Here is a 26,038-nt window from a genome sequence, read left to right on the forward strand (position 1 = left end):
TCCAAACCACCCCTAAACGGGGTCCCGCGAGTGGATTTTCCCTTCGTTTTTCCAGAGACTTACGCCGTACGCCGCCCCCCTTCGCGCGGGCTCGAAACCGGGCCCGGACAGGCTTCCCCGAGCGGGCTTTTTCGGCTCACCAAAACGCGCCGCGAAGCGCGCGCCCGCAGCGGCCGCTAAGGCCCGAACACCACCGCATGCATGATCCGTCCCGGCAGCAGCGTGAACAGGCCTGCGACCACCAGCGCGCCCGAGAACAGTGCGATCATGATCCGCCGATGGTCGGCGACGCGGTGCCGGTGCGCGCGCCACACCGCGAGCGGAAGCATGGTCAGTGTAAAGATCGACAGCAGGTGGATCGGGCTCCACGGGCCTATCAGCCTGATCTGATGGATCCAGAACGAACTCACGGCCACGCAGGCCATCAAGAGAACCCAGATCCAGCCGAGCGTGCGATGGGGCAAGGTCCCCTTCGGCGCCGCAAACTGCACCAGGCCGAGCACGAAGGCCGACATCGCCGCGAAGGCATGCAGCGGGATCGCGGGGGCTGCATCGAGCAGCGGCGCAAGGCTCATGAGGGGGACCCCTGGATCGATATCCTGATGTCGACAGGATCAGTATCGATACACAGAAACGCCGAATAGGCGACCTCGGGGAGCCGCCTATTCGCAGAACATAACGCCCTTCAAAAAAATAGTCCGGCGTGGCCGGCCGCACGTCCTGTTCAGAACGGAATATCGTCGTCTATGTCACTGTTGCGCGCGCCGGCGCCGGCCGCGACCGCGCGGCGCGGGGCCGCCACGGAGGGACCGCTGGAGCCGAAATCGCCACCCGATTCATCGGGACCGAAACTGCCGCCACCGCCGCCGCTGCGGCCGTCGAGCATAGTCAGGACTGAATTGAAGCCTTGCAGCACCACTTCGGTCGAGTATTTCTCGACGCCGCTGGCGTCGGTCCATTTGCGGGTTTGGAGCGCACCCTCGATGTAAACCTTGGCGCCCTTCTTCAGATATTGCTCGACGATCTTGCAGAGCGGCTCGGAGAAAATCACCACCCGGTGCCATTCGGTCTTTTCCTTGCGCTCGCCGGTCGCCTTGTCGCGCCAGGTATCGGACGTCGCCACGCTCAGATTGGCAATTGGCCGCCCATCCTGCGTCCGCCGGATCTCGGGGTCCTTGCCGAGGTTTCCGACCAGAATCACCTTGTTCACGCTTCCCGCCATCGCCGCTCTCCACTCCAAGAAAACTTCAAGAAAATACCGGGCTGGCCGGCCTGCTCGCCGCATCCTGGGCTAGAGCACCGGCGCAACCACCTTGAAGCCGACCCTATACGCTCGCTGGCCCCGCCAGCGGGCCGATCCCCCGGTTATCCACATATAGCATCTGCTCCGGCCGTGTTCCAGTTTTGTTCCAAAGAAAAACGAGGCCTTTGCGGGCGCAGCGGGAGCGTGTGATGGTACCAGATGCGGACGTTGAAGTGCGGCAAAAATCTGTCACAATTCGGGTTCCCCAGAGTTCCCAAAACCCCTAATGAATCATTAGCTTCGGGTAATTCCACTTCATCCGTGAGTGTTGCTTTTCGGAGACGGCATTATGGGATGAATCAGCTATATTCATGCCGACATTCGGATCGCCTCAAAGATCCTGACGCCCACTAGTTGGGCTTAGCCAGAAGCAGAGCCAGAGAGGATACAATGAAGAAGATTCTGTTGGGAACGGTTGCTCTTGCGACGCTGGGCATGGCGGCTGCGCCCGCCTCGGCCGCAGACCTTGCGGCGCGCCCCTACACCAAGGCACCGCCTCCGATGGTCGCCGCAGTCTATGACTGGACCGGGTTTTACATCGGTATCAACGGCGGCGGTGGCTCCGCCCGCAACTGCTGGGACCTCGTGGCCGATTCTGTTGGTGATTTCCCTGGGCGGGAAGGTTGCCATAACGCAACCGGCGGCACCGCCGGTGGTCAAATCGGTTATCGCTGGCAGACGGCCAATTGGGTGTGGGGCGTCGAAGGCCAGGGCAACTGGGCTGATTTCCGCGGCAGCAATGTCAGCCTTCTCTTTGCGCCCGACTTTAACCGTTCGCGGGTCGATGCATTTGGGTTGATCACCGGTCAGGTCGGTTACGCATGGAACAACGTCTTATTCTACGTAAAGGGCGGTGCTGCCGTCACTGGCGAAAAGTTTGATGCGTTCACTGGGGCCACCGGCGCGCTGCTAGCCTCGGCGAACCAAACACGTTGGGGTGGCACAGTCGGTGCGGGCCTGGAGTTTGGCTTTGCTCAGAACTGGTCTGTCGGTGTCGAGTACGATCATCTGTTCATGGGCTCGCGCAACGTCACTCTGACCGCACCGCTTTTCTCCGAGACGGAACACATCAAACAGGACGTCGATATGGGTCTGGTGCGCGTGAACTATCGCTTTGGCGGTCCGGTAATCGCGAAGTACTGATCTCAGCCTGAACTGAACAACGACACCTGAAAAGGCCGGCCTCGCGCCGGCCTTTTTGCTGCGCTCCTCAGGCCGCGTGGGTCACGGCTTTCGGTTGCACGGCGGTTGATTTTCCCATTCATGAGGCTTTTTGCATGTGGCTTTTTAGCGACGGTATTTTCGTGCCAGCGGGGCTACCTCTCGGTTCCAGGATGGAACTGCCGGTCTCGAGTCGGCGGATTCGAAATCGGAAGCGTGAGTTGGAACAGGAACGAGATGAAAAAGGCAGTAGTTGCGGCGATTGGTTTGTTGGCATCAAGGGCCGCCCCGGCGCTCGCGGCGGATCTTCCTGCGCGAACCTATACCAAGGCGCCCTCGATGGTCGCGGCGGTCTATGACTGGAGCGGGTTTTATCTTGGTATCAATGCCGGCGGCGCAACGAGCCGCGACTGCTACACCATCACCAGCGTCGCAGACGCGGCGGTGACGCCGAACTCCGAGGGCTGTCACAACGCAACGGGCGGCCTGGCCGGCGGTCAGATCGGTTATCGCTGGCAAAGCGCCAGTTGGGTGTTCGGCGTGGAAGCCCAGGGCGATTGGGCTGGCCTGAAGGGATCGAATGCGAGCCTGACGGCGATTATTCCCTACACCAACCAGACCAAGATCGACGCCATCGGCCTGTTCACCGCTCAGGTCGGCTACACCTGGAACAATGCCCTCTGGTACGTGAAGGGCGGCGCCGCGGTTACCGACAACAGCTACAGCAGCTTCTTCCCCGTAGGCAACGTCTTCGCCGCAGCCGGTGTCCCCTTCAATCAGGTGACCGATACCCGATGGGGTGGTACGGTAGGAACCGGTATTGAATTCGGCTTTGCGCCGAACTGGTCGGTCGCTGCCGAATACGACCATCTGTTCATGGGCAATCCCAACGTGACGTTCCCGGCATCGGCCGTTGCCGTCACGCGCAGCGACAATATCCGTCAAAGCGTCGACATGGGAACGGCGCGGCTGAACTACCGCTTTGGGGGTCCCGTCATCGCCAAGTACTGATGCCAAGTACTGATCTCGGCCTCGACTGAGAAACTCGAATTTGAGAAGGCCAGCCTCGTGCCGGCCTTTTTGCGTTCCGGCTTGCCTGCGTTCGAGCGGAGCTGCTGCCTGCTGCCGCCATATCGGGCTGAAACCGCAACAAACCGTTGATGGTTCGCAACTGACACTGGAAATCCCGCTCCGTTCTTCCTACGTTCCGAGTTCACCCATTGGCGTCATTTCCCCGGCCCTTAAGCTCCGAGGATGCGCGCCTGAACGCGGCGCGTCTGAAAGCGTCTGGAAATGCCGACATGGATGAAGTGATCAGGGCGAAGCGCCAGCAGACCGGCTCCTCGATGCGCGCGATAACGATTCGCGGCGCGCGCGAGCACAATCTCAAGAACGTCGATCTGGAAATTCCGCGCGACAGACTGGTCGTGTTCACAGGGCTGTCCGGCTCCGGCAAATCCTCGCTGGCGTTCGACACCATCTATGCTGAGGGACAGCGGCGCTATGTCGAATCGCTGTCGGCCTATGCGCGCCAGTTCCTGGAGATGATGCAGAAGCCGGATGTCGACCAGATCGACGGCCTGTCACCCGCTATTTCCATCGAACAGAAGACGACGTCGAAAAATCCGCGCTCCACCGTCGGCACCGTCACCGAGATCTACGACTACATGCGGCTGTTGTGGGCGCGCGTCGGCGTGCCCTATTCGCCCGCCACCGGCTTGCCGATCGAGAGCCAGATCGTCTCGCAGATGGTCGACCGCGTGCTGGCGCTGCCCGAGGGCACCAGGCTCTACCTGCTGGCGCCGGTCGTGCGCGGCCGCAAGGGCGAGTACAAAAAGGAGCTCGCCGAATACCTCAAGAAGGGATTCCAGCGGGTCAAGATCGACGGCACTTTCTACGAACTGGCGGAAGCGCCTACGCTCGACAAGAAATTTCCGCATGACATCGACGTGGTGGTCGACCGCATCGTGGTGCGGCCCGACATCGGCCAGCGGCTGGCGGAAAGTTTTGAAACGGCGCTGAAACTCGCGGAAGGCCTCGCGGTGATCGAATATGCCGACGCGCCGGCCGCTACCGGCAACGAGAAAAAGGCCGACGAGAAGAAGTCCGACAAGAAGACCGCAAAAATCCACGACAAGAGCGGGCCCGAGCGGATCCTGTTCTCGGAGAAATTCGCCTGCCCGGTCTCCGGCTTCACCATTCCGGAAATCGAGCCCAGGCTCTTTTCCTTCAACAATCCCTATGGCGCCTGCCCGGCCTGCGGCGGCCTCGGCGTCGAGCAGCATATCGACGAGGATTTGGTCATTCCCGACAAGGAGTTGAGCTTGCGCAAGGGCGCGATCGCGCCGTGGGCGAAATCGTCCTCGCCCTATTACGTCCAGACCCTGACCGCGCTCGGCAAATTCTACAAGTTCACGCTCGATACCAAGTGGAAGGACCTACCGAAGAAGACGCAGAACGCCATCCTGCATGGCTCCGGCGACGACGAGATCAAGTTCTCCTATGAAGACGGCGTCCGCTCCTACGACACCAAGAAGCCCTTCGAGGGCGTCATCACCAACATCAACCGCCGCTTCCGCGAGACCGAGAGCGAGTGGGCGCGCGAGGAACTGGCGAAATATTTCTCCGACATCCCCTGCGAGGCCTGCCACGGCTACCGGCTGAAGCCGGAGGCGCTGTGTGTCAAGATCGGCGGCAAGCATATCGGCGAAATCTCGGAATTGTCGGTGCGCCGCGCCGGCGAATGGTTCGAGACCGTGCCGAAGGCGCTCAACGCCCAGCAGAACGAGATTGCCGCACGCATCCTGAAGGAGATCCGCGAGCGGCTCTCGTTCCTGCTCGATGTCGGCTTGAACTACCTGACCCTGGCGCGCGCCTCCGGCACACTGTCCGGCGGCGAGAGCCAGCGCATCCGGCTTGCCTCCCAGATCGGCTCGGGGCTGACCGGCGTGCTCTATGTGCTGGACGAGCCCTCGATCGGCCTGCACCAGCGCGACAATGCACGGCTATTGGAGACGCTGAAGCGGCTGCGCGACCTCGGCAATACCGTGATCGTGGTCGAGCATGACGAGGACGCCATTCGCCTCGCCGATTACGTCGTCGACGTCGGCCCCGGCGCCGGCATGCATGGCGGCCATATCGTGGCGCAAGGCACGCCCGCCGACATCATGAACAATCCGAAGTCGCTGACCGGCAAATACCTCACCGGCGAATTGTCGGTCGCGATCCCCGAGCGGCGGCCGCCGAACCATCGCCGCACCATCAAGGTCATCAACGCCCGCGGCAACAATCTGAAGAACGTCTCGGCGGAGATTCCGCTGGGGCTGTTCACCTGCGTCACCGGCGTTTCCGGCGGTGGCAAGTCGACGCTCTTGATCGACACGGTCTACAAGGCGATCGCGCGCAAACTCAACAATGCCAGTGAGGGCGCAGCGCCGCACGATCGCATCGAGGGGCTGGAACATATCGACAAGATCATCGACATCGACCAGTCGCCGATCGGCCGTACCCCGCGCTCGAATCCGGCGACCTATACCGGCGCGTTCACGCCGATCCGCGAGTGGTTTGCAGGGCTCCCCGAAGCCAAGGCGCGCGGCTACGAGCCCGGCCGGTTCTCGTTCAACGTCAAGGGCGGCCGCTGCGAGGCCTGCCAGGGCGACGGGGTGATCAAGATCGAGATGCACTTCCTGCCCGACGTCTACGTCACCTGCGATGTCTGCAAGGGCAAGCGCTACAACCGCGAGACGCTGGAAGTGCTGTTCAAGGGCAAGTCGATCGCCGACGTGCTGGACATGACGGTGGAAGAAGCCGCCGAATTCTTCAAGGCGGTGCCGCGCGTCCGCGAAACGTTTAAGACGCTGCACCGCGTCGGGCTGGATTACATCCATGTCGGCCAGCAGGCCACGACGCTTTCCGGCGGCGAGGCGCAACGCGTCAAACTCGCAAAGGAGCTGTCGAAGCGCGCCACGGGGCGCACGCTCTACATCCTGGACGAGCCGACCACCGGTCTGCATTTCCACGATGTGGCAAAGCTATTGGAAGTGCTGCACGAGCTGGTGTCGCAGGGAAACACGGTTGTCGTGATCGAGCACAATCTCGAAGTCATAAAAACCGCCGACTGGGTGATCGATCTCGGCCCCGAAGGCGGCGACGGCGGCGGCGAAATCGTCGCCTGGGGCCCGCCGGAAGATATCGTCAAGGCGCCGCGGAGCTATACGGGCAAATTCCTGGCGCCGGTGCTGGCGAAGGCGGGCAAGCCCCGGAAGAGTGGGGCGAGCGAGGCGGCGGAGTGAGTCAGACGTCCAGCGAGGTCGTGCAGACTACGACTAAGCTAAAGGCGATCTATGCCCTTAGTCCTCCGCTTCGGATAGATTCGGAGTCGGCTTCAAACCTCTATCATAAGTTCTTCGAGGATTTGGGATCGAAAAGAACCATTCCGATAAGGGATAGCTTTACGCATAACGGCGAATTGTTGGCTATCACTGCTCGACCTTGCACGGCCAGTCAAAAGAAGCGGCACTTCAGCAAATCTCCGTTTCTGCAAATTGGTGATCGTGTCTTGGAGTTTTCGGCCACGTTCGCATTTCCGGGCCAAGAGCGATTTTTCTTGGTCGATCAAACAGGCGCGAGAATTTCGCGAACGATAGAACAATCAATCGCAGATTGGAGGTCTTCTCTATCGCTGGATCTAGAGCTTACAATTCAAAGCTTTTTCTGCGCATTAGCGATTGCCTATGAGGGTGCAATCCGGCCAACGCAGAATGTTTGGATACAAGATGGTTCTGAGTACGGAACCGATCGTCTCTACTTATCTGAGATCCACGAGTCGATTGAATTCTTGAGGGAGAAGAATGCATTTCCAGAACTCGATCTAAAATTAAATAAAGTCATCAATTGGACATTCGCTCAGAACGGAATTTTCGACGGATACAGTGATACGCCAGCATCGCGTGCACTAAATTACTTCACAAGGTTGTTTGTTAATAATTATCGAAACGACGAATTGTCCGACCTCGTTTGGGCGCTTGCCGGAATCGAGGCGCTTCTGGTGGAAGGTGGCCGATCTTCGATGGGGCAACTCAGGGAAAAACTCGGCGCACTTTTCGTCGACACAATTGATTTCCCTTGGCTCTCGAAAATGATTGCCGATTCGTACAGTTTCCGTTCGAGAATGGTTCACGGCGATCGACAAATACGATCGTTCTTTCGAAGTCACGAAGAGGAAAGCAAAAAGCGATTTGACGAGGAATACAACAGTCAGCTGTTTGCAATCGGAATGCTCGTGCTGCTTCTTCGATTTGTAATTTCAAGGGATTTGACCGAACTTCATTTCAACACTGTCTTTAAAGGTTAGCCCGTAGTGCGGAATAGCGGAGCGTATTCCGCCTGTTTTCGTTCGCCGGCCGCCCTATGCTGCGTCTGCCGGCCTCACGCGCTTCGCAATCTCGGCGCCCTTCTCCCGCTCGACGACGCCGATGTCGTATTGGCCCTGCAAGTCGAGCCAGAACTGTGCACCATTGCCGAAATAACGTCCAAGACGCACCGCCGTGTCAGCCGTGATCGAGCGTCGACCATTGAGAATATCGGTGACCCGGCCCGACGGCCCACCGATATCGAGCGACAAGCGGTTGGCGCTGAGCCTGCGGGCTGCCAGTTCGCGCTTCAGCAGACGGCCGGGATGTACGACAGGAGGCATGATGATCAACCTTTGTGGTAATCTACGATTTCAACTTCGTGAGCATCGCCCTTTTGGAATTCGAAACAGATACGCCAGCGCTCGTTGACCGTCATTGCCCATTGTCTCCTGCGTTCGCCCTTGAGTTTGTGTAAACCAACTCTTTTCAATGGACTGAGATCGTTAGGCCGCTGCATCGGTCCTTTCTCCGCCCCGTGCCCAGCCAGTTCTCACTCCGCCATCCCTTCCTCCACAAACTCCACCGGATCGGCGTAGCGCGTAGGCCGGAATAGCGGAGCGTATTCCGCCTGTTTCGAAGCCCGCCCATGCAGCGCAATGCTTACCTCGGTGTTAGAGCGATAATCTCAAAGTGCCTTCTTCTTCGAAGCAAGCTTCCGATTTATATGTAGCTCTCCTTCTGCAAGCAACCTTGCGAAGCGCACGGAGAGTCCGGAATGCCGAATCCGAAATACGCTGCCTACGAGGGCGCCGACCCTTACTTCAACCTGGTTCGAGGGGCGCTGGGCGACCTTGTTGATGGCGAGCACTTCTTCGACATCGTAGCCGACGACCTCGTTTACGAGGTCCGCTACGACTTCCCCGGCTGGCATCGCGTTGTCCGGGGTCGGGCTGACCTGATGGCCCAGTTCAGGGGCTATGTCGACGGCATCGCGCTTCAATCCGCCGATCGACTGATTACCCACAAGACAGACGATGGTCGTTTCGTCGTCATCGAATACGAGGTCCACGGCGAGATCCTCGCCACAGACGCCAAATACAACAATCGCTTCTGCTCAATTATCAGGATTGAAAACCGGAAAATCGCGCACTGGAGAGACTACATGGACTCTCTCGCGGCCTGGAATGCACTGACGGTGCAGCAAGTGTAGTTTGTAGGGCGGAATAGCGGAGCGTATTCCGCCGCTTTCGTAATCTGTCATGCGGCGCAATACGCTTCGCTATTGCGCCCTACAGTTCTTGAGCACGGTAGCGCATATCAGCCCGACATCGGGCGCTTCGGGGATCGGACTCTCTATCCAAATGCCCAGCCCGACTTACATTTTGTTCCGCAATGCGATCCTGGCCGAACAACAGGTGGTCTGCACATATGAAGGCCGCCATCGCGAATTGTGCCCTCATATCCTGGGCACCAACAAGCGTGGCGAGGAAGCCGTACTGGCGTGGCAATTTGCCGGAGAAAGTAGCGGCAAGCTACCGCAATGGCGGTGGCTGAGGCTGGCCGATGTCAGAAATGCCCGCGCGCGTAACGGAGCCTGGTACGAGGGACGTTCTCATCGCAGTTCGCAAACTTGCGTCAGCAATATCGATCTCGACATCAATATTCACGTGCGCAAGTTGCGATAGCCCGTTGGACGGAATAGCGGAGCGTATGCCGCTATTTCCCAAGCGGCACTTCATCATTTGTACGTGCGAGTTTGAATGTCCGACACGCACGATGGTCCTGGCGGGAAGAAAAAGAAGAGCCGTACTCGCAGCGCCTGAGGTGCCGCGACCTTTCGGGGAAACGGCGTACCGCGGTCCTGAACGCACCTGCCGCCGCGTCGCGGAGAGCCGGCATGCCCGAGCGCATCAAGGCGCAGTTGCGACGCGACTTTCAGGAGCGCTTAGGCTCGCTAAACGCAAAAACAACTCTTCCCCAAGATGCTGTCATCCCAGCGCGAGGGGAGCCGAAGATGGACAACAAGACCGGGGCTAATTCGCCACCAGGTTCCCGCTCGCGTTGAAGTTGTTCTTCAAATTATATCCGGAGTCGTGGAGATTTCGCATATACATCTCGCGGTCGCTGTTACTCACCCCGCCCGTCCAGACGGCGGCAGACTCACTCACAGCGGCCATTGCGTTCATCGACTGGCGATGCGTCCGATGCGCGGCCAAAGCGACAGAAGTGGAGAGAGTTAGGATTGCAAGACTGACAAGAATGCTCTTGGTCATGCTCATGGTTAGCTCCTCTGAGATCATGGATATCCCCCCTGGAGCGTTGTAGATTTTAGCATAACCGGCACTCCTCCTCAACCTTCGGCTACATCCTCGCCATGCCGCGGCGGGTTTGTCATTGCCACGGCGAATATTGCCAAAGTGGCAAAGCGCTAGCGATCACTCCGCGATCGCGCCCTCCACAAACCCCGCTGGATCGGCGCAGAACTCCCGCATCACCTTGTAGTGATCCGTCTGCTCGACGGTCACGGGCTCCAGGCCGTATTTCGAGAGCCGCAACAGCCGCGCGCCGGGATAGGCCATCAGCATTGGCGAGTGCGTGGCCATCACGATCTGGCAGATCGTGGATTGCTCCATCCGCCGCATCAGTTTCAGAAATTCCATCTGCCGTGCGGGCGACAGCGCGGATTCCGGTTCGTCGAAGATGAAGATGCCCTGGGTCTTGCAGCGCTCTTCGAAGAACCGCAAAAAGCCCTCGCCGTGCGAATGCGAGAGATAGTCCGGCGGGGTGCCCGTGGGAACGCCGGGAATGTATTCGGTATTGACCTTGTCCTGGTATCTCGCGACCGAGAAAAAACTTTCCGCGCGGAAGAACCATCCGTTGGCGATCTTCGGCAGCCAGCCGGCGCGCAGCGCCTTCGACAGTTCTCCGCCCATCTTCTCGAGCGCGTTGGAGTGATCGACGGGCATATAGCCCCTGCCGCCGCCCGCCTCGTCATAGCCAGCCAATACGGCAATGCCTTCGAGGAAGGTGGATTTGCCGGTGCCGTTTTCGCCGACGATGATGGTGATCGGCCGGTCGAAACTCAGCTCGAAATCGTCGCGCAGGAACGGCAGGCAGAATGGATAGGCTGCACGATCGGCGATGCGCGCGGGATCGAGCCAGACGCGCCGCAGGTACGGCGCCGGCATGTCGATGGTACGGTTTCGTTTTGAGGCCATGGTCCCCGCTCCGCGCCGGCGATCACTCCGCCATAGGCGCCAGTTCTAGTGCCATCAGAACCGATCGTCCTCCCGGCGACGAGGCGTCCATTCGTCGATCACCGCTTCGACGAATCCAACCGGATCGGCGCAGAATTCCCGCATCACCTTGTAATGATCCGTCTGCTCGACGGTGACGGGCTCCAGGCCGTATTTCGACAGCCGCAGCAACCGCGCGCCGGGATAGGCCATCAGCATCGGCGAGTGGGTAGCCATCACAATCTGGCAGATCGTGGAATCCTCCATCCGCCGCATCAGTTTTAGAAATTCCATTTGACGCGCGGGCGACAGCGCGGACTCAGGTTCGTCGAAGATGAAGATGCCCTGCCGCTGGCAGCGCTCCTGGAAGAAGCGCATAAAACCCTCGCCGTGCGAATGGGAGAGGAAATCTGCATCGCTGCCGACCGCGTCGAGATATCTGGCGACGGAAAAGAAGGTCTCGGCGCGGAAGAACCAGCCATTGGTGATCTTCGGCAGCCAGCTTGCGCGCAGCGCCTCGGACAGTTCCCCTCCCATCACCTCCAGCGCGTTGGAGTGGTCGACCGGCCGATGCCCCTTGCCGCCGCCGGCCTCGTCATAGCCCGCGAGCACGGCGATTCCTTCCAGCAGCGTGGATTTGCCAGTGCCATTTTCGCCGGCGATGATGGTGATCGGCCGGTCGAAGTTGAGTTCGAAATCGTCACGCAGGAACGGCAGGCAGAACGGATAGGCCGCGCGGTCGGTAATATCAGACGGATCGAGCCAGACGCGCCGGAGGTACGGCGCGGACATATCGATGGTGCGATTGCGTCTTGAGGCCATGCTTCCCCCCGCTCCGTGCCGCGTCGCGGCCGCCAGCGATCACGACCTCAGCTAGAACATAGCAGGAACATTAGGCTCGGGGAAGTGGGTTCCGCTGAGCGATGGCAGTGAATTCGAAAGTCGACCCGCGGAGAGAGGTTCACCCTACGCGTCCGCCCCCTCGCCCAGCACTTCCAGCACCAGCTCCATCGTCATCAGCACGGGATTGTCGCCGCGCACCAGCCGGCCTTCGGCGAGGCCGCCGAGATAGTCGACCAGCGCGATATCGAGTTCGGCCACCAGCGTGCCGTCGGCGTGGGGTGCAACGCTGCCGGAGCGGATTGCGAGTTCAGTCGCGAACGGGATGACGCTGCGGCCATCGGTGAAGCGCGCGCCGATGGTCGAGCCGACGCCGCCGCGCAGCCGGGCGCGCATGATCCCGTGCTGCCGGCAGAAGCCTTCCAGCGCGGCGGCAACATCCTGGTTCGGCCGTAGCCGCAGCGCGAAGGCGCGGCTGGTCGTCTTCGCATCGGTGAGCGCGCTGGGGAGCGGACCGAACAATTTGAACCTCGTCTCCGCGTCCGGCTCGGCCGTGAAGATCGCGCCATCGAGACCGAACGCTTCCACCTCGAACGGTTCGGCGACCACGGTCTCCTCGGGCAGGATATGCCCGCCGCCGGCGCGGCCGTCTGCCTCGCGCCACAGCGCGTGGCAATGGAAGAACGGCGCGCCGTCGCGTACGCCAAAAGTCATCGCGCCCATTTTGAGCCGGGTGATTCTGTCGGGACGGAACGTGTCGCTGTAGAACGCCGCGTTCTCGCCGGTCTTCGATAGCGCCGGCATCACATAGGCAAGCGGACCCAGCGCCCCGTCCCTGATGTTCAGGACCCCGCCGGCAAAACCTTCGGCCGCAAACCCGCGGCGCGCGGCTTCCAAGAGCGGCAGGCCAGCCTGCAGCAGGAAGGAAAAGGCGCGGCCGCGCGCTTCCACCCACTGGATGCGCTCCGGTGCGGGCGGACCGGGCTGTTGGATGCTGCGCATCAGCCGGTTTGGCTTTTATTTTTTGACGCGTTTTCTTCCCGCGAACCGGTACCCACTTCGCTTGAAAACGCTTTGTCTATTGAAATGTCGAGCAGCCCGCGCGCTTCGAGCTCGTCGCGCACCAGCCGTTTTGGCACCTTGCCGTAGCCCGACTTCGGCAGCTCCTCCCAGAAGAAAAACCGCTTCGGCATTTTGTAGCGCGGCACTTTTGGTGCGAGGAAGCCGGCCATCTCGGCCTCGCTCACAGGGGCGGCACCTTCGCGCGCGACGCAGACGGCGACGCCGACTTCGCCCCACACGGGATCGGGTACCCCGAGCACCGCGACCTCGCCGATCGCGGGATGGGTGAGGATCTTCTCCTCGACCTCGCGCGGATAGATGTTGGATCCGCCGGAAATGTACATGTCGGAAGCGCGGCCGGTGATATAGACAAAACCCTCGTCGTCCATGTGGCCGAGATCGCCGGTGCGGAACCAGCCGTCGCGGAAGGCTTTGGCATTCGCCTCGGGGTTGTCGTAGTAACCCGCGAACACGGCGGGGCCGATGACGCAGATCTCACCGGTCTCGAACGGTTTTAATTCGCGCCCATCGTCGGCCTGGATCGAGACCTGCATGCCCGTGCGCTCGAAGCCGCAGGTACCGATCCGCGCCTGCGGGCCGTCCTCGGGATCGTGCAGGGCCGGCGGCAGCACGGTGATGTTGCCGGTGACTTCGCCGAGGCCGAAATACTGCACCAGCACATGGCCGAACTTTTTCAGCGCGGCCTTCTGGTCCTCGCGATACATCGGCGCGCCGGCGTAGATCACATGGCGCAGCGAAGAATGATCGTAGCGATCGGCGGCGGGATGCTCGACCATCATTTTCAGAATGGTCGGCACGGTAAAGATGTTGCTGACCCGATGGCGTTCGATCAGCCGGAACGCCTCGTCGATATCGAAGCGCTCGGTGGGCAGCAGGATGGTCGGCACGCCGCGCGCGGCCTGCACGAGCTGGTGGATGCCCGCGCCATGCGACAAAGGTGCGACGACCAGCGAGGCATCGTTCTCGCTGGTGCCGGGCATGAGGTCGGCGAGATGATTGGTGATGACAAAGGCCATCTGGCCATGGGTCAGCACCGCCGCCTTGGAGCGGCCCGTGGTGCCCGAGGTGAAAAAGAACCAGCAGGGATCGTCGTACTCAACCCCTGCGTTTTCGACCTTGGCGCCCGCCTGCGCGGCGATCGCCTCGCCGACGGATTTCTCGCCGAAGGCGCCCTCGCCGATCCGCCAGGTGAAGGCGAGTGCCGGGCTCGCGGCTTCGACGGCGGCGGCATGGTCGGGAAAATCGCCGTGACAGAGAAACGCCTTGGCGCCGGAGGCGGTGGCGAGCCAGGCCACCTCGTCCGGCATCAGCCTGAAATTGGTCGGCACCCAGACCGCGCCGAGCCGGAACGCCGCAAACATCGACCAGAACATCTCGTCGCCATTCTTGGAATGGACGAGGATGCGGTCGGCTTTGCCGATACCGCGCGCGGCAAGTGCGGCCGCCAGTGCCGAGACGCAGGCGTCGATCTCGCGCCAGGTCCAGGATTTGTCGCCCCAGATGAGGCCCGGGCGGTCGCCGTGCCGGCGCGCGTTCTGGGTGACGAGATGCGCCAGATTCATTACCCGGCGCGACATCCGGCTCAGGCCGCCCGTGGGCGCCGCCAGGGCGATCGGCTCCGCCGTCACCGCCGTCCCATCCAGACGCCGGCCGCCAGCAGCACGATGCCGACGACGCCGGAGACAATGCCGTGCTTGTAATGCATCCGCGCCACGCCGGCCTCATGCCCGGGGAAAAAGCCCGGCAGCTGATCCGCCGGCAGCAGGAAGTAGACGGCGGCAACGACAAGCAGGACAACACCAAGCAAGGTGAGCACGAGCTTCATGGAGGTTTCCTCTTGAGACACATCGAACGGCGTTTTACCCGCCCGCCGGCTTTTGGGCCTGTTTATCGCCAACCCGCGGCCCCCCGCAAGAGCGGCCCCGAAAGCGAAATCACCGTACCCCGGTCCCGCCGCAGCGCTGGCATTTGACGACCTTGTCGCCCTTCTTCAGCAGGCCCTTGCCCTCGCAATTCTTGCACTTCTGCTTTTTCTTTGGGTTGGGGCCCTTTTCATTGGCCATAATGATCTCCCGGCGGTGATTTTGCGCTCACGAAGGTGATCCAAGCACGGATTCTCGTCTATAAGCACGCCGTAACTGATTTGAGGACCTTCATGATCACCCGCCGAACGCTCCTTCTGACCGGCACCGCCGGCCTTTCAGCCGCGGCCCTGTCGCGGTTCGCCCGCGCGGCACCCCCATTGGCGAACGATCCCGTTGCCATCGTCAATGCCGTCTACGCCCGCGCCGCCAAGGGCGAGGGCGATGGCGGCGGCGCCTTCATCATCGAGAACAAGGCGGCCAGGGCGAGATATCTGTCGAAAGCGCTGGTGGCGCTGTGGGCGAAGGCCGATGCCCATACGCCGAAGGGCGACGTCGGGCCGATCGATTTCGACCCCGTCACCAATTCACAGGAGCCCGATGTGAAATCGTTCAGCGTGACCGCCGAGAAGCTCGAGGCCGACAAGGCGGTCATTGCCGTCACCATCGTCGGCCGCGGGGCGCCGAGGAAGAATCCGGCCGACAATGCTATCCGCTACATTTTCATGCGCGACGACGGCCAATGGAAGATCGACGATATCTCCGGCGCCAGCGACGGCGAGCCGTGGTCGATCCGTGGCATGCTGACCGAATCCCTGAAAAGCTGAGGCGACAGGCCATGAGTGAAGTCATCAACAACCGGGACCATCACCGCTACGAACTCGCGGTCGACGGCCACATTGCCGCGACCTATTACAAGCTCGCCGACGGAGTCATCACGTTCATCCATACCGAAGTGCCGCCGGAACTCGGCGGCAAGGGAGTTGGCTCGAAACTGATCCGAGGCGCGCTGGACCAGGTGCGGGCCGACGGCCTGAAGGTGATCGCGCAGTGCCCGTTCGTGAAGGCCTTCATCGAGAAGCATGCCGACTATGCCGATTTGCTGAGTGGCTAGCTCACCGGTTTGCATCCGAGGGTTCACCGACCTAAATGTCGGACCGAAAACCCTCAAGGTCGGGAATCGAGATCATGACGACAGGCCGCGTCCGCGACAACAAACTCCTCTCCCGCTTCGAGCTCGATGCCGAGGGCGGGCTGGCGTTCGCGAATTATCGCCTGACGCCGTCGGCCGTCATCATCACCCACACCGAGACGCCGCGGGGCCTGCGCGGCCGCGGCATCGCCTCGGATCTGGTCAAGGGCGCACTGCACCTGATCCGCGCCGATGGATTGAAGGTGATCGCCGGCTGCGGTTTTGTGGTGGACTATCTGCACAAGCATCCGGAGTTCGCGGATCTGGTGGGGTGAGCACCGCACCATCCGTCATTCCGGGGCGACGCAAAGCGTCCGGAATCCCGATAACTTCCGGATTCCGGGTTCGCGCCAATGCGCGCCCCGGAATGACGTCAAAGCCCCTCACACGATCTGGATCGACATGTCCGGCAGGCCTTGCAGCTTGCACAACAGCACATCGCCCTTCACGACCGGGCCGACATTTTCCGGCGTGCCGGAATAGATGATATCGCCGGCCTTCAGCTCGAACGCCTCCGACAGTTTTGCGATTTGCTCGGCGACGCTCCAGATCATCTTGTCGAGATCAGAATTCTGCCGGACCGTGCCGTTGACGGCGAGCGAGATCGCGCCCTTGGTGAAATGTCCGGTCTTCGAAACCGGATGGATCGGGCCGAGCACCGCGGCGTGATCAAAGCTCTTGCCGATTTCCCACGGCTTCTTTTCCGCCGCCATGCCATTCTGCAGGTCGCGCCGGGTCATGTCGAGGCCGAGCGCATAGCCGTAGACGTGGTCGAGCGCCTGATCCGGCGAAATATTGCTGCCGCCTGATTTCAGCGCCGCCACCAGCTCGACCTCATGGTGATAGTTCTTGGTGAGCGAAGGATAGGTGTGGTCCGCGACGGCGCCGATCGCGACGTTCTGGATCGCATCGGTCGGTTTCTGGAAGAAGAACGGCGGCTCCCGCGTCGGGTCGGAACCACGCTCGATCGCATGCGCGGCATAGTTGCGCCCGATGCAATAGATGCGGCGGACCGGAAAGACTCCCTCCTCGCCGACAATCGGGATCGTGATCGCAGGCAGCGAAAAAATCGGCTTTGCGCCGGTTTGGGCTTGCGCCGGAGCGCTTTGCGTCGCCGCGCCCGCCAGGGCCAGCGCGCCCGAGGCGAGGACAGTCCGGCGATCGAGGCTATTCATGGTCATACTCCCTGCATTTCCTGCTTTTCTTGGTCGCGCACGTATCTAGCCTCGCGGGGTTACCTCCGGCAAGGCAGTTCGCACGGCGCCCGCAAAGCGCCCGTAAGACTACGGGAACGCGCATGCTCTTGATGCAAAGCAATTTCCCGTTAACGCGGCAATGCGACCAAAGTCCATCATCACATCAGGATCATGTTTGGGGAAACCGGGTCATGCTTATCGCATTTCTTTTCGATGCCGCCGGGCGATATTTTCGCTATCGCTCGCAGCTCGCCAGCATCATCGAACTGGACGACCGCACCTTGAGCGACATCGGCCTTAATCGCAGCGAGCTACGTGCAGTTGCCTGGACTGCGGCCGCGCACCGGGCACAGCACTAAATCGCCTTGCACTCCAGCGCTTGCAAAAAAGGCCCGCGCGAGCGCGGGCCTTGATGTTGGCTGCGACCGGCAGATCAATGTTTGATTTCGGGCGGCAGCCTGCCACCGTTCGCGGCCAGTTTCGCCATCACCTGCTTGTGCAGCCAGATATTCATGCTGGCGGAATCGTTGCTGTCGCCGGTGTAGCCGAGCTCCTTCGCCAGCTCCTTGCGCGCCGTGAAGCTCGAATCGATATCGAGCGCCTTCATCAGATCGACGATCGAGGTCCGCCATGCCAGCTTCTCGCCCTTGGCGGCGGCCGCCTTGTCCACGATAGCCGCTACATCGACGGATTGTGGGGGCGCGGCCGGCGCTGCCGGTGCCGACGAAGGTGCGGCGCCCGATCCACTTGTAGCCGCCCCGCCTGCAGCAGCACCTCCGCTTGCCGGCGTCGCGGCGGCCTTCGAGCCAAAGATCGCGCTCATGATTTTGCCGAAAATGCTCATCGTTCGCTCCCTATCCATGTGAAGAAGTGGTGAAGGCTCAAGCGGCACTTTTCTCGATTACCGGCAGCACCGGACCGGCTTGCGCGAAGTGTAGCCAGCCCCAACGGGCTTGCCAATGCAGCGCGCAGCCGCAGTAAACGAAGTGGCGGAAATTGATTACGCGCGGCGCAATGACGACTGAATGACGGCGCAACAGCGTTCCATGCTGACACGACGCAGCATCACCGAAGCGTGAGCCACGGTGCGGTTGAATCGGAGTACGCTGACAACTCAGTTCGCGACATGCCCAGCTTCGGTTTCCTGTTTTCGCGTCTGGCCTGATCGTGATCGCATCCAAGAGCCGCCGCTTGCGCGCTTGACCGGCGCCAAATCCGGCAGCCAGCGGCAAGGGAGATAACGAGCATGGCGACACCCTATCCCGGCAATGCCACCTCATTGGCGCAGGACGGCGCGGCCGCGCCTATCATCCGCACCATCGCCCTGTCCGATCTGCACCAGGCACTGCGGCTTGGTTGGGAGGATTTCAAGGCGGTACCAAGCCATGCCATCATCCTCTGCGTGATCTATCCCGTGCTGGGGCTCGTGCTGGCGCGCACGGTGCTCGGCTATTCGGTGCTGCCGCTGTTGTTCCCGCTGGCCGCGGGCTTCGCCCTGCTCGGCCCGTTCGCGGCGCTTGGTCTCTATGAGCTCAGCCGCCGCCGCGAGGCTGGCGAATCCGCTTCCGCCTTCGATGCCGTCGAGGTGCTGCGCTCGCCTTCGTTCGGAGCGATGCTCGGGCTCGGCGTGCTATTGCTGGCGCTGTTCGTGACCTGGGTGGCGACTGCGCAGGAAATTTACGTCGCGGCGTTTGGATACCAGGCGGCGGCGGATATTCCGGACTTCGCCGGCCGCGTGCTGACGACCCCGCAGGGCTGGTGGCTGATCGCGGTCGGCTGCGGCGTCGGCTTTCTGTTTGCCTTGGTGGCGCTGTGCGTCAGCGTGGTGTCGTTCCCGCTGATGCTCGACCGTCAAGCCGGAATCGGCGACGCCATGGTGACGTCGCTGCGAGTCGTAGCGCGAAACCCCGTCCCGATGGCGGCGTGGGGATTGATCGTCGCGCTGCTGCTGGTCCTGGGATCGCTGCCACTGTTCGTCGGGCTGGCCGTCGTCATTCCGCTGCTCGGCCACGCCACCTGGCACCTCTATCGCAAGGTGATCGCGCCGGATCCCAATCCACGGCCGATCCCGCTCCGGCCGCATCGCGAACGGCGGCCCGCGGCGGATTTTCCGGCCAATCTGTTCCCATGGCGGCGCAAGGACAGCGCATAGGCCTGCTGGAAGGGCAGAGCGACAGGCCGCCGGTCATTTGCCGGCCGGCGGCTTTTGCGCGGTTATGGAGCGCTGATTCCTTTGATCACATCAAATTGCGGGTGACCCCACGGTTCCCGGCGGGCCTTGTTTTGGCCGCGGTTACCAAGGACATTTCGAATCGTCGGGGAAACGTCCTTCATTCGAGAATCATTTCGGACCAGAGGTCCCGATGACCCCTCATTTGCGATTGCGAGCCTTCGTTGTGGGCGCCGTGCTGACGATATCCGCAGTGCCGGCGTTCGCGGCGACCTGCGGTACCGGCAGCTTTGCGTCCTGGCTCGACGACTTCAAGGCTGACGCCGCGGCCAAGGGAATTTCCCAATCCGCGATCGCCTCGGGCCTGAACGGCGTGGCGCCGGATCAGGCGGTGCTGTCGCGGGATCGGTCACAAAAGGTTTTCAGTCAGAGTTTCGAGGAGTTCTCCGGCCGTATGGTCCCTCCCCGCCTCACCCGCGGCGCCAATATGATGAAGCAGTATGGCTCCGTGCTCAGCCGCATCGAACAGAGCTACGGCGTCCCCGGCGAAGTGCTGGTGGCGATCTGGGGGCTGGAGACGGATTTCGGCGTCAACACCGGAAAATTCCCGACCATCCGCTCGCTGGCCACGCTGGCTTACGATTGCCGGCGCGCCGAGACCTTCCGGGGCGAACTGATGGATGCGCTGCGAATCATCGAGCGTGGCGACCTGGCGCCGTCGGAAATGCGCGGCGCCTGGGCCGGTGAAATCGGGCAGACCCAGTTCATGCCGTCGTCCTATCTGAAATACGCGGTCGATTTCGACGGTAACGGCCGCCGTGATCTCCTGCACAGCGCACCCGACGTGCTGGCATCGACCGCGAACTATCTCGCCAGCTACGGCTGGCAGCGCGGCAAGGACTGGGAGCCCGGCAGCGCGAATTTCAACGTGATCCAGCAATGGAACAAGAGCGAAGTCTATGCAAAGACGGTCGCCTATTTCGCGAGCCAGCTCGCGCATGCACCCTGATTTCTTTTGAATCTACCCCATACCGCGCCTGAAGGGCCGATCGCCCGGCGCAACCGGCCCCCGTGCGCGAGGCTTACTTTGCCGCGTGCATCGCCTTGCTGAGATGCGCTGCACAAGCACCCATCTTGCCATCGAGCATCGCGGATTGCGCCATCGCGACTTCCTTCTCCGCCACCCACTTGCCATCGCCATCGGCCATGGCTTCGATCGCGGTTTCGGTCTTCTCCAAATTAGCGCCACTGCAGCCGACCATGCTGGCTGCAGATGCGGGAACCGTCGAGTAGATAACGGCAGCCATTGCGGCTGCTCCGAGTAACTTATTAATCATGTTACTTTCCCCATTTCGTAAGACAGACTCGGCATCATTGCCGGCGCCTGTGCGACAATTGATCGCTGACTGGAGCGGAGTTTCGGAATGAATTTCGCGCGATAAAAATGTGATGAGCGTCTGATGCAAAGCCTCATGCAGAACGACGCCTTTGCATTACACCTTGGTAAGGAATCCATCTGCGATGCAGCTTGGCCGGAGATGGGCATCCGCAATAACGCTTGAGCGTAATTCGCCTCGCCCGGATCGCCTCCGATCGATCGCGCGCTGTCGCATGTTGTGCCGCCTAGGGCGGGATGAGTTTTGATTCAGTCGGTCAGCCCGGGTTATGTTCACCTCTCCCCATCGGGGCCCCATCGGGGAGAGGTCGATTTGCGCAGCAAATCGGGTGAGGGGTGCAGGTCCAACAAAGGACCGTAACCCTTCACCCGGCGCTACGCGCCGACCTCTCCCGATGGGGCCCGATGGGAGAGGTGAGTGGAGCCCGCGGAAAAATTGATCTAGCGAAAGCTCATCATCCGCTAGGATTAAAATCCGGCGCCTCGCGACCCCGGGAGGACCACCCCGGGTGTTGGCCTGCGGAGCAGGAGGACTTCCCACGATCTTACCGTCCCGGTCGGAAAGAGTGTGGAACCAGCCCTAGATCGGACCCGAAACCTGGACAGATACCGCGTTGCGGTATAAATAATGAGTTACAGTTCATAAATGGTTGATTGCATGCGAATCGCGCATGAGAGGACTAGGCTGGTGCCCTAGCAGAAGGCTCCGCCAGCCCCCACTTTTCATAGTAAGACTTGCTTTTGGAGAGGCGGAGCCATCTCGATCGGCGTCGATTTCTGTGTCGCCGATGCGACAATAACGTGATTATATGGGCGATCTCGGATGTTCCGGGCCGCCTTAAGACAGTCGCGGCGGCTTCCTTGGGCAGCTATGCTGAAGGCTTAATCGTTTCTTACCAGCGCCATGCGCTGTGAGCTTAGCTGCACCGCACCATTTGAGCTTTCGAGACTAGGAACTTTGACCTATATTCACTTCAACGATCACGCTGCTTCCAAGAGCTGAATCGTCAATTCAAGGAGACTACCATGTTGCTCTCGCTCATTCGCATGATCCAGGCGTTCCGGGACTATCAGCGCAATGTCAGCGAACTGTCCCAGCTCAGCGATCGCGAACTGGCCGATATCGGCCTCGATCGTTCGGACATTCCGCGCGTTGCCGCCGGTACCTATAACGGCTGATCGTTCTATCGACTGACTTTCCGAACGGATAACGCCCGCCTCTGCCGCGGGCGTTGTCGTATCTGCCAGTACGCGCTACCTCTGTGCCCATGACAGGCACCAAATCCCACACTGAGTCCGTGCACATCGTCGGCGCCGGCCTTGCCGGCTCGGAAGCGGCCTGGCAGGTCGCGCAGTCCGGCATCCCCGTTACGCTGCACGAGATGCGTCCCATCAGGATGACGGAAGCGCATCGCACCGACGGTCTTGCCGAACTCGTGTGCTCCAATTCATTCCGCTCCGATGACGCCGCCAATAACGCCGTTGGGCTGCTGCACGCCGAAATGCGGCGGCTGGGCTCGCTGATCATGCGCGCGGCCGATGCCAACCAGGTTCCCGCCGGCGGCGCACTGGCGGTGGACCGTGACGGGTTCTCGGCAGCCGTTACCACCGCACTGCAGGACCATCCCCTGATCGACATCCGCCGCACCGAGATTGACGGCCTACCGCCTGCGGACTGGCGCAACGTCATCGTTGCGACCGGGCCCCTGACCTCGGCGCCGCTGGCGGATGCCATCCGCCTACTCTCGGGTGAGGACGCGCTGGCGTTTTTCGACGCGATCGCCCCGATCGTGCATAAGGATTCCATCGACATGTCGGCGGCGTGGTTCCAGTCGCGCTACGACAAGGTCGGTCCCGGCGGCACTGGCGCCGATTACATCAACTGCCCCCTGACCAGAGAGCAATACGACGCCTTCGTTGGCGCGCTGCTCGCCGGCGAGAAGACCGACTTCAAGGAGTGGGAGACCAACACCCCCTATTTCGACGGCTGCCTGCCGATCGAGGTGATGGCCGAGCGCGGTCACGAGACGCTACGTCACGGCCCGATGAAGCCGGTCGGCCTCACCAATCCACACGACCCGACCGTGAAGGCCTATGCCATCGTGCAGCTGCGCCAGGACAACAGGCTCGGCACGCTCTACAACATGGTCGGCTTCCAGACCAAGCTGAAGCACGGCGCGCAGCAACGCGTTTTCCGCGCCATCCCCGGGCTCGAAAACGCCGAATTCGCCCGCCTTGGCGGCCTGCACCGCAATACTTTCCTGAATTCGCCGAAGCTTCTGGACGCACAGCTGCGACTGCGCGCCGAGCCGCGGCTGCGGTTCGCCGGGCAGATGACCGGCTGCGAAGGCTATGTGGAATCCGCCAGCATCGGGCTGATCGCCGGTCTTTATGCCGCGGCCGAAGCACGCTCGACAACGCTGGCGCCGCCGCCGGCCACGACCGCGCTGGGATCGCTGCTCGGCCACATCACCGGCGGCCATATCGAAACCATCGAGCCCGGCACGCGCTCGTTTCAGCCGATGAACATCAATTTCGGGCTGTTTCCGCCGCTCGCCGGTCCGCCGACAAAGAAGCCTGACGGTTCGCGGCTGCGCGGCAACGAGAAGACGGTTGCCAAGAAACAGGCGATCAGCGCCCGCGCGCTGGTCGATCTCGATCGCTGGATTGCCGATAATCTGCACATTGCTGCGGCAGCGTGAGCGGCTCATGAGTTTGCCAAAAGACGACGCCGCTGTGCTGTCGGCGCGCTGGATCGAAGGCGTGCTGTTGAAGCGCGACGTGTTTTCGACCGTTGAACGCGGCCGCTTTCGCGGCGATCAGGGCGAGGTCGATGCGGTGCTGCGCCGGCTCGACCAGGTGCCGTGGTGGTCCTATCTCCCGGCGCGTCATCTGTTCGGCCGCGAACGCCGCGCGCTGGCGCTGGCGCGCGGCCTCGAGGTCGGACCGGAACTGTTGTGGGCCGGCCGCCAGGCGCTGGTGCGCGGCTTCATCGACGGGGTCGCGCTGCATCTGGCAAAGCCGTCCGGCGACGTTGCCTATTTTCGCTCCGCCAAGGCGGCGCTGCGCAGGCTGCACCGCGCCGGCATCTGCCATAACGATCTCGCCAAGGAACAGAACTGGCTGCGCGGCAGCAACGGCCGCGCCTATCTCACCGACTTCCAGCTCGCCGCCTGCTTCAAGACCCGCGGCCGGCTGTTCCGGATCGCGGCCTATGAGGATCTGCGGCATCTCCTGAAGCACAAGCGCAGTTACGCGCCGGGCGCGCTGACGCCGAAGGAGCGCAAGATTCTGGCGCGCAAATCCTTTGTCGCCAGCCTCTGGCTCATGACCGGAAAGAAAGTCTACCGCGCCATCACCCGCGGCCTGTTCAATTTCACCGACCGAGAAGGCGGCGGGCGGCGGCTGGTGAATGACGCGCCGATGCTGCTCGACCTGATCCGGAAGAACCCCGACGTCCGCGATGTCGCCATCGTCGCCTTCGCCGACCGCCGCACCGGGGTCGGGCTCTATGCCTTCGTTGAGGCCGACCGGACTGCGCTGGAAACACAACTGCGCAGCGAACTCACCGCGGCGAAAGGTCCAAAACCGCCGGAGCATATTCAGGTGGTGCGGGCCTTGCCGCGCGACGCGAGCGGCAAGTCCCGCACCGAAATCCTTCAACTCGTCGCCATGAACCAGCTCGATCTGATCGAGCCGATGATGTACAGCGATACCGACCGCGCGTTCCTCAAGGAAATCCTCGAGCAGCGCAAGAATTTGCGGGACCGGTTCAATTTCGAGGCGGCGGATTTGGTACAAGGACCATCCTCAAACGTCGTCACCCGCGAAGGCGGGTGATCCAATATTCCAGAGACGATGAGATTCAATCGAGAAGCCGCGATGTACAGGATACTCCGCTTTCGCGGAGTATGACGACCTTCTAGGACGCTAGCGGTACGCCAAAAAACTCGGGAAGCTCTTGTCAACCGCCTCTAAACACCCGCGACCGCGACGCCCGCCACAGCGTCCATAGCGTCCGCAACCTCGACGTCACGTGGGGCCTGAAGAGATCGGTGTCCCCGCGCGCCATCCGCGAGAGTTCGCGCGCCACCCCCGCCAGCGGCAGGAACACCGGCCTCACCTCCGGCGGCACGCCCGGCAGCAGCGTCAACGCAGTGTCCAGATGCCCGCTTGCTTCGCCGATCAGCTGATTCAGCGCCGCACGCAAATTTGGAGTTGTCTTGCCCGCAAACATCTCTTCCATGCGGCTACCGTGCCGCTCCAGCAATTGCTGCGGCACGAACAACTGACGCCGCGCGGCGTCCAGCGGCAACGCCGCGATCACCTGGGCGATGCCTTGCGCCAATCCGGCGTGGCGCGCGAGATGCTCGATATCGGGGGATTGCCAGCCGGCGACGCGAGCGGCGAGCGAGAACAGCGCCGAGGTGGTATCCTGAACATAGCTTTCAAGCGCCGCCATCGTCGGCATCGGATCGTTGTAGAGATCGAACTGATGCTCGTCGGCGAGCCGCGACAGCAGTTCGACCGGCAAACCGCAGTTCTGGATCGCAAGATTGAGTTCGGCCGCCACCGGATTGCCCTCGACGCCGCCATGGCCCTCGCCCGCCAGCATGTCGGTCCACCATTGCAGGCGGATCTCGCCCGGCAGCGGCTGGCTCACCATCTCCCTAACGCGGCAAACCTCGACATTGAAGGCGTAGATCGCCAGCAGCGCGCGGCGCTGCTCGGCCGGCACGAACAGCGTCGATGCGTAGCGGGCAAAATCGTGGCTACGCACCAGGTCGGCGCAGAACTCCGCGTCTTGCAGAAGCCCATCCGCGCGGCTCATGGCACCGCGATCAGGGCCGCGGCGACCCGGCGCCGCTCGCCCATCATGATGTTGTAGGTGCGGATCGCAGGTCCGGTCTGCATCGCGTCGAGCACGACCCTGACCGCGCGCAACGCCTGGCGCAGATCGGATGGCGGCAGCCAGACCCCGGTGCCGGTGCCGATGATCAGCGTATCGATGCTATTGGCCGCGGCGAATACTCGCTCCAGCGAAGCCCGGTTGATCTCATCGGGCGCGGTGACCGGCCAGGCCCAGATCGCATCCGGCAGGCACAGCAGCGAGCCCCGATGCGACATATCGGCAAAGGCAAAGCCGCCATTGCCGTAGGCCTCGATCGGAGCGGACCTCGGAAGATGCGGCGCGTCGGAGTGGCTCGGGGTTGGTTTAGGCATGATCTTGTCCGAAAACCGGTTC

At 61.8% G+C, this 26,038-nt stretch carries 31 protein-coding genes; 15 read left to right on the forward strand and 16 right to left on the reverse strand.

Going from position 1 to position 26,038, the window contains the following annotated elements:
* Nucleotides 1-176: 176 nt before the first annotated feature.
* A complete protein-coding gene (locus B5525_RS32290) occupies nucleotides 177-575 on the reverse strand; it encodes a DUF2306 domain-containing protein (RefSeq protein ID WP_079569759.1) in 399 nt (132 codons plus the stop codon).
* 149 nt (nucleotides 576-724) lie between these two features.
* On the reverse strand, nucleotides 725-1,222 hold the full coding sequence (locus tag B5525_RS32295; RefSeq protein ID WP_079569760.1) for a single-stranded DNA-binding protein: 498 nt from the start codon (nucleotides 1,220-1,222) through the stop codon (nucleotides 725-727).
* Between the two features lie 471 nt (nucleotides 1,223-1,693).
* Here B5525_RS32295 and B5525_RS32300 point away from each other — a divergent pair, with 471 nt between their 5' ends.
* From B5525_RS32300 to B5525_RS32315, 4 genes are all read left to right on the forward strand, one after another.
* Nucleotides 1,694-2,446, forward strand: a complete 753-nt coding sequence (locus tag B5525_RS32300) for an outer membrane protein (RefSeq protein ID WP_079569762.1) — start codon at nucleotides 1,694-1,696, stop codon at nucleotides 2,444-2,446.
* Nucleotides 2,447-2,701: 255 nt separating this feature from the next.
* The gene (locus B5525_RS32305; RefSeq protein WP_079569764.1) at nucleotides 2,702-3,475 is read left to right on the forward strand and encodes an outer membrane protein; all 774 of its coding nucleotides are present in this window, start codon (nucleotides 2,702-2,704) and stop codon (nucleotides 3,473-3,475) included.
* 290 nt (nucleotides 3,476-3,765) lie between these two features.
* Nucleotides 3,766-6,756, forward strand: coding sequence for an excinuclease ABC subunit UvrA (gene uvrA / locus B5525_RS32310; RefSeq protein ID WP_079569765.1), 2,991 nt, complete (start codon nucleotides 3,766-3,768; stop codon nucleotides 6,754-6,756).
* Nucleotides 6,753-7,817: a hypothetical protein gene (locus tag B5525_RS32315; RefSeq protein WP_154073577.1), complete on the forward strand. Its 1,065-nt coding sequence runs from the start codon at nucleotides 6,753-6,755 to the stop codon at nucleotides 7,815-7,817. Before uvrA ends, B5525_RS32315 begins: the two co-directional genes overlap by 4 nt.
* Before the next feature lie 54 nt (nucleotides 7,818-7,871).
* Here the strand turns inward: B5525_RS32315 and B5525_RS32320 are convergent, their stop codons facing one another.
* Both B5525_RS32320 and B5525_RS32325 read right to left on the reverse strand, forming a co-directional pair.
* Complete coding sequence (locus B5525_RS32320; protein WP_079574073.1) at nucleotides 7,872-8,159, reverse strand: HigA family addiction module antitoxin; 288 nt, start codon at nucleotides 8,157-8,159, stop codon at nucleotides 7,872-7,874.
* Nucleotides 8,160-8,164: 5 nt separating this feature from the next.
* Complete coding sequence (locus B5525_RS32325) at nucleotides 8,165-8,335, reverse strand: type II toxin-antitoxin system RelE/ParE family toxin (RefSeq protein ID WP_079569768.1); 171 nt, start codon at nucleotides 8,333-8,335, stop codon at nucleotides 8,165-8,167.
* A 258-nt stretch (nucleotides 8,336-8,593) separates the two neighbouring features.
* Here B5525_RS32325 and B5525_RS32330 point away from each other — a divergent pair, with 258 nt between their 5' ends.
* Nucleotides 8,594-9,028 carry a nuclear transport factor 2 family protein gene (locus B5525_RS32330; protein WP_079569770.1) on the forward strand — a complete coding sequence of 145 codons (435 nt, stop codon included), beginning with the start codon at nucleotides 8,594-8,596 and terminating at the stop codon, nucleotides 9,026-9,028.
* A 49-nt stretch (nucleotides 9,029-9,077) separates the two neighbouring features.
* Nucleotides 9,078-9,503, forward strand: a complete 426-nt coding sequence (locus B5525_RS32335) for a hypothetical protein (RefSeq protein ID WP_154073578.1) — start codon at nucleotides 9,078-9,080, stop codon at nucleotides 9,501-9,503.
* Between the two features lie 348 nt (nucleotides 9,504-9,851).
* On the opposite strand, the gene B5525_RS32340 is transcribed toward B5525_RS32335, so the two are convergent.
* The 7 genes from B5525_RS32340 to B5525_RS47350 form a co-directional block, all read right to left on the reverse strand.
* Nucleotides 9,852-10,097 (reverse strand): hypothetical protein, encoded by a 246-nt coding sequence (locus B5525_RS32340; RefSeq protein WP_154073579.1) that lies wholly within the window; start codon nucleotides 10,095-10,097, stop codon nucleotides 9,852-9,854.
* Between the two features lie 156 nt (nucleotides 10,098-10,253).
* Nucleotides 10,254-11,036 carry an AAA family ATPase gene (locus tag B5525_RS32345; RefSeq protein WP_079569774.1) on the reverse strand — a complete coding sequence of 261 codons (783 nt, stop codon included), beginning with the start codon at nucleotides 11,034-11,036 and terminating at the stop codon, nucleotides 10,254-10,256.
* A gap of 54 nt (nucleotides 11,037-11,090) precedes the next feature.
* A complete protein-coding gene (locus B5525_RS32350) occupies nucleotides 11,091-11,876 on the reverse strand; it encodes an AAA family ATPase (protein WP_079569776.1) in 786 nt (261 codons plus the stop codon).
* Between the two features lie 144 nt (nucleotides 11,877-12,020).
* Nucleotides 12,021-12,896 (reverse strand): PCC domain-containing protein, encoded by an 876-nt coding sequence (locus B5525_RS32355; protein ID WP_079569778.1) that lies wholly within the window; start codon nucleotides 12,894-12,896, stop codon nucleotides 12,021-12,023.
* Nucleotides 12,896-14,554, reverse strand: a complete 1,659-nt coding sequence (locus B5525_RS32360) for an acyl-CoA synthetase (RefSeq protein WP_079574075.1) — start codon at nucleotides 14,552-14,554, stop codon at nucleotides 12,896-12,898. Before B5525_RS32360 ends, B5525_RS32355 begins: the two co-directional genes overlap by 1 nt.
* A 47-nt stretch (nucleotides 14,555-14,601) precedes the next feature.
* The gene (locus B5525_RS32365; RefSeq protein ID WP_079569779.1) at nucleotides 14,602-14,802 is read right to left on the reverse strand and encodes a hypothetical protein; all 201 of its coding nucleotides are present in this window, start codon (nucleotides 14,800-14,802) and stop codon (nucleotides 14,602-14,604) included.
* A gap of 109 nt (nucleotides 14,803-14,911) precedes the next feature.
* On the reverse strand, nucleotides 14,912-15,040 hold the full coding sequence (locus B5525_RS47350; RefSeq protein ID WP_276328815.1) for a hypothetical protein: 129 nt from the start codon (nucleotides 15,038-15,040) through the stop codon (nucleotides 14,912-14,914).
* Nucleotides 15,041-15,132: 92 nt separating this feature from the next.
* Between B5525_RS47350 and B5525_RS32370 the strand changes: the two genes are divergently transcribed.
* The 3 genes from B5525_RS32370 (at nucleotide 15,133) to B5525_RS32380 (ending at nucleotide 16,306) form a co-directional block, all read left to right on the forward strand.
* On the forward strand, nucleotides 15,133-15,666 hold the full coding sequence (locus B5525_RS32370; protein WP_079569781.1) for a DUF3828 domain-containing protein: 534 nt from the start codon (nucleotides 15,133-15,135) through the stop codon (nucleotides 15,664-15,666).
* Between the two features lie 11 nt (nucleotides 15,667-15,677).
* Nucleotides 15,678-15,953 carry a GNAT family N-acetyltransferase gene (locus B5525_RS32375; protein WP_079569783.1) on the forward strand — a complete coding sequence of 92 codons (276 nt, stop codon included), beginning with the start codon at nucleotides 15,678-15,680 and terminating at the stop codon, nucleotides 15,951-15,953.
* Between the two features lie 74 nt (nucleotides 15,954-16,027).
* On the forward strand, nucleotides 16,028-16,306 hold the full coding sequence (locus B5525_RS32380; RefSeq protein ID WP_079569784.1) for a GNAT family N-acetyltransferase: 279 nt from the start codon (nucleotides 16,028-16,030) through the stop codon (nucleotides 16,304-16,306).
* 108 nt (nucleotides 16,307-16,414) lie between these two features.
* Here the strand turns inward: B5525_RS32380 and B5525_RS32385 are convergent, their stop codons facing one another.
* Nucleotides 16,415-17,206, reverse strand: coding sequence for a fumarylacetoacetate hydrolase family protein (locus tag B5525_RS32385; protein WP_079574077.1), 792 nt, complete (start codon nucleotides 17,204-17,206; stop codon nucleotides 16,415-16,417).
* Between the two features lie 212 nt (nucleotides 17,207-17,418).
* Between B5525_RS32385 and B5525_RS32390 the strand changes: the two genes are divergently transcribed.
* On the forward strand, nucleotides 17,419-17,586 hold the full coding sequence (locus tag B5525_RS32390) for a DUF1127 domain-containing protein (protein WP_079569786.1): 168 nt from the start codon (nucleotides 17,419-17,421) through the stop codon (nucleotides 17,584-17,586).
* Nucleotides 17,587-17,660: 74 nt separating this feature from the next.
* Here the strand turns inward: B5525_RS32390 and B5525_RS32395 are convergent, their stop codons facing one another.
* On the reverse strand, nucleotides 17,661-18,071 hold the full coding sequence (locus B5525_RS32395) for a DUF3597 domain-containing protein (protein ID WP_079569788.1): 411 nt from the start codon (nucleotides 18,069-18,071) through the stop codon (nucleotides 17,661-17,663).
* A gap of 402 nt (nucleotides 18,072-18,473) precedes the next feature.
* On the opposite strand from B5525_RS32395, the gene B5525_RS32400 reads away from it, so the two are divergent.
* Both B5525_RS32400 and B5525_RS32405 read left to right on the forward strand, forming a co-directional pair.
* Entirely contained in the window at nucleotides 18,474-19,379 is a 906-nt protein-coding gene (locus B5525_RS32400; protein ID WP_079569790.1) for a DUF2189 domain-containing protein, read from the forward strand.
* A gap of 211 nt (nucleotides 19,380-19,590) precedes the next feature.
* A complete protein-coding gene (locus B5525_RS32405; RefSeq protein WP_079569791.1) occupies nucleotides 19,591-20,406 on the forward strand; it encodes a lytic murein transglycosylase in 816 nt (271 codons plus the stop codon).
* Nucleotides 20,407-20,479: 73 nt separating this feature from the next.
* Here B5525_RS32405 and B5525_RS32410 read toward each other — a convergent pair whose 3' ends face one another.
* Complete coding sequence (locus B5525_RS32410; protein WP_244567665.1) at nucleotides 20,480-20,863, reverse strand: hypothetical protein; 384 nt, start codon at nucleotides 20,861-20,863, stop codon at nucleotides 20,480-20,482.
* 956 nt (nucleotides 20,864-21,819) lie between these two features.
* On the opposite strand from B5525_RS32410, the gene B5525_RS32415 reads away from it, so the two are divergent.
* The 3 genes from B5525_RS32415 to B5525_RS32425 all read left to right on the forward strand — a co-directional run bounded on the left by B5525_RS32415 (nucleotide 21,820) and on the right by B5525_RS32425 (nucleotide 24,633).
* Entirely contained in the window at nucleotides 21,820-21,972 is a 153-nt protein-coding gene (locus B5525_RS32415) for a DUF1127 domain-containing protein (RefSeq protein ID WP_016846063.1), read from the forward strand.
* An 89-nt stretch (nucleotides 21,973-22,061) separates the two neighbouring features.
* Nucleotides 22,062-23,495 (forward strand): methylenetetrahydrofolate--tRNA-(uracil(54)-C(5))-methyltransferase (FADH(2)-oxidizing) TrmFO, encoded by a 1,434-nt coding sequence (trmFO, locus tag B5525_RS32420; protein WP_079569794.1) that lies wholly within the window; start codon nucleotides 22,062-22,064, stop codon nucleotides 23,493-23,495.
* Between the two features lie 7 nt (nucleotides 23,496-23,502).
* The gene (locus tag B5525_RS32425) at nucleotides 23,503-24,633 is read left to right on the forward strand and encodes an AMP-binding enzyme (protein ID WP_079574079.1); all 1,131 of its coding nucleotides are present in this window, start codon (nucleotides 23,503-23,505) and stop codon (nucleotides 24,631-24,633) included.
* A gap of 124 nt (nucleotides 24,634-24,757) precedes the next feature.
* Here the strand turns inward: B5525_RS32425 and B5525_RS32430 are convergent, their stop codons facing one another.
* Nucleotides 24,758-25,624 carry a phytoene/squalene synthase family protein gene (locus tag B5525_RS32430; protein WP_079569796.1) on the reverse strand — a complete coding sequence of 289 codons (867 nt, stop codon included), beginning with the start codon at nucleotides 25,622-25,624 and terminating at the stop codon, nucleotides 24,758-24,760.
* Complete coding sequence (locus tag B5525_RS32435; protein WP_079569797.1) at nucleotides 25,621-26,016, reverse strand: Mth938-like domain-containing protein; 396 nt, start codon at nucleotides 26,014-26,016, stop codon at nucleotides 25,621-25,623. The genes B5525_RS32430 and B5525_RS32435 overlap by 4 nt, the downstream gene beginning before the upstream one ends.
* Nucleotides 26,017-26,038: the final 22 nt, after the last annotated feature.

The organism is Bradyrhizobium erythrophlei (genome assembly GCF_900129505.1).
Classification (GTDB): Bacteria; Pseudomonadota; Alphaproteobacteria; order Rhizobiales; family Xanthobacteraceae; genus Bradyrhizobium; species Bradyrhizobium erythrophlei_D.

Bases quoted from the DNA above. Each gene is read 5' to 3' on its own strand.
- B5525_RS32290 (WP_079569759.1), bottom strand. From the start codon at position 575: ATGAGCCTTGCGCCGCTGCTCGATGCAGCCCCCGCGATCCCGCTGCAT.
- B5525_RS32295 (WP_079569760.1), bottom strand. From the start codon at position 1,222: ATGGCGGGAAGCGTGAACAAGGTGATTCTGGTCGGAAACCTCGGCAAG.
- B5525_RS32300 (WP_079569762.1), top strand. From the start codon at position 1,694: ATGAAGAAGATTCTGTTGGGAACGGTTGCTCTTGCGACGCTGGGCATG.
- B5525_RS32305 (WP_079569764.1), top strand. From the start codon at position 2,702: ATGAAAAAGGCAGTAGTTGCGGCGATTGGTTTGTTGGCATCAAGGGCC.
- uvrA (WP_079569765.1), top strand. From the start codon at position 3,766: ATGGATGAAGTGATCAGGGCGAAGCGCCAGCAGACCGGCTCCTCGATG.
- B5525_RS32320 (WP_079574073.1), bottom strand. From the start codon at position 8,159: ATGCCTCCTGTCGTACATCCCGGCCGTCTGCTGAAGCGCGAACTGGCA.
- B5525_RS32325 (WP_079569768.1), bottom strand. From the start codon at position 8,335: ATGCAGCGGCCTAACGATCTCAGTCCATTGAAAAGAGTTGGTTTACAC.
- B5525_RS32330 (WP_079569770.1), top strand. From the start codon at position 8,594: ATGCCGAATCCGAAATACGCTGCCTACGAGGGCGCCGACCCTTACTTC.
- B5525_RS32335 (WP_154073578.1), top strand. From the start codon at position 9,078: ATGCGGCGCAATACGCTTCGCTATTGCGCCCTACAGTTCTTGAGCACG.
- B5525_RS32340 (WP_154073579.1), bottom strand. From the start codon at position 10,097: ATGAGCATGACCAAGAGCATTCTTGTCAGTCTTGCAATCCTAACTCTC.
- B5525_RS32345 (WP_079569774.1), bottom strand. From the start codon at position 11,036: ATGGCCTCAAAACGAAACCGTACCATCGACATGCCGGCGCCGTACCTG.
- B5525_RS32350 (WP_079569776.1), bottom strand. From the start codon at position 11,876: ATGGCCTCAAGACGCAATCGCACCATCGATATGTCCGCGCCGTACCTC.
- B5525_RS32355 (WP_079569778.1), bottom strand. From the start codon at position 12,896: ATGCGCAGCATCCAACAGCCCGGTCCGCCCGCACCGGAGCGCATCCAG.
- B5525_RS32360 (WP_079574075.1), bottom strand. From the start codon at position 14,554: ATGTCGCGCCGGGTAATGAATCTGGCGCATCTCGTCACCCAGAACGCG.
- B5525_RS32365 (WP_079569779.1), bottom strand. From the start codon at position 14,802: ATGAAGCTCGTGCTCACCTTGCTTGGTGTTGTCCTGCTTGTCGTTGCC.
- B5525_RS47350 (WP_276328815.1), bottom strand. From the start codon at position 15,040: ATGGCCAATGAAAAGGGCCCCAACCCAAAGAAAAAGCAGAAGTGCAAG.
- B5525_RS32370 (WP_079569781.1), top strand. From the start codon at position 15,133: ATGATCACCCGCCGAACGCTCCTTCTGACCGGCACCGCCGGCCTTTCA.
- B5525_RS32375 (WP_079569783.1), top strand. From the start codon at position 15,678: ATGAGTGAAGTCATCAACAACCGGGACCATCACCGCTACGAACTCGCG.
- B5525_RS32380 (WP_079569784.1), top strand. From the start codon at position 16,028: ATGACGACAGGCCGCGTCCGCGACAACAAACTCCTCTCCCGCTTCGAG.
- B5525_RS32385 (WP_079574077.1), bottom strand. From the start codon at position 17,206: ATGAATAGCCTCGATCGCCGGACTGTCCTCGCCTCGGGCGCGCTGGCC.
- B5525_RS32390 (WP_079569786.1), top strand. From the start codon at position 17,419: ATGCTTATCGCATTTCTTTTCGATGCCGCCGGGCGATATTTTCGCTAT.
- B5525_RS32395 (WP_079569788.1), bottom strand. From the start codon at position 18,071: ATGAGCATTTTCGGCAAAATCATGAGCGCGATCTTTGGCTCGAAGGCC.
- B5525_RS32400 (WP_079569790.1), top strand. From the start codon at position 18,474: ATGGCGACACCCTATCCCGGCAATGCCACCTCATTGGCGCAGGACGGC.
- B5525_RS32405 (WP_079569791.1), top strand. From the start codon at position 19,591: ATGACCCCTCATTTGCGATTGCGAGCCTTCGTTGTGGGCGCCGTGCTG.
- B5525_RS32415 (WP_016846063.1), top strand. From the start codon at position 21,820: ATGTTGCTCTCGCTCATTCGCATGATCCAGGCGTTCCGGGACTATCAG.
- trmFO (WP_079569794.1), top strand. From the start codon at position 22,062: ATGACAGGCACCAAATCCCACACTGAGTCCGTGCACATCGTCGGCGCC.
- B5525_RS32425 (WP_079574079.1), top strand. From the start codon at position 23,503: ATGAGTTTGCCAAAAGACGACGCCGCTGTGCTGTCGGCGCGCTGGATC.
- B5525_RS32430 (WP_079569796.1), bottom strand. From the start codon at position 25,624: ATGAGCCGCGCGGATGGGCTTCTGCAAGACGCGGAGTTCTGCGCCGAC.
- B5525_RS32435 (WP_079569797.1), bottom strand. From the start codon at position 26,016: ATGCCTAAACCAACCCCGAGCCACTCCGACGCGCCGCATCTTCCGAGG.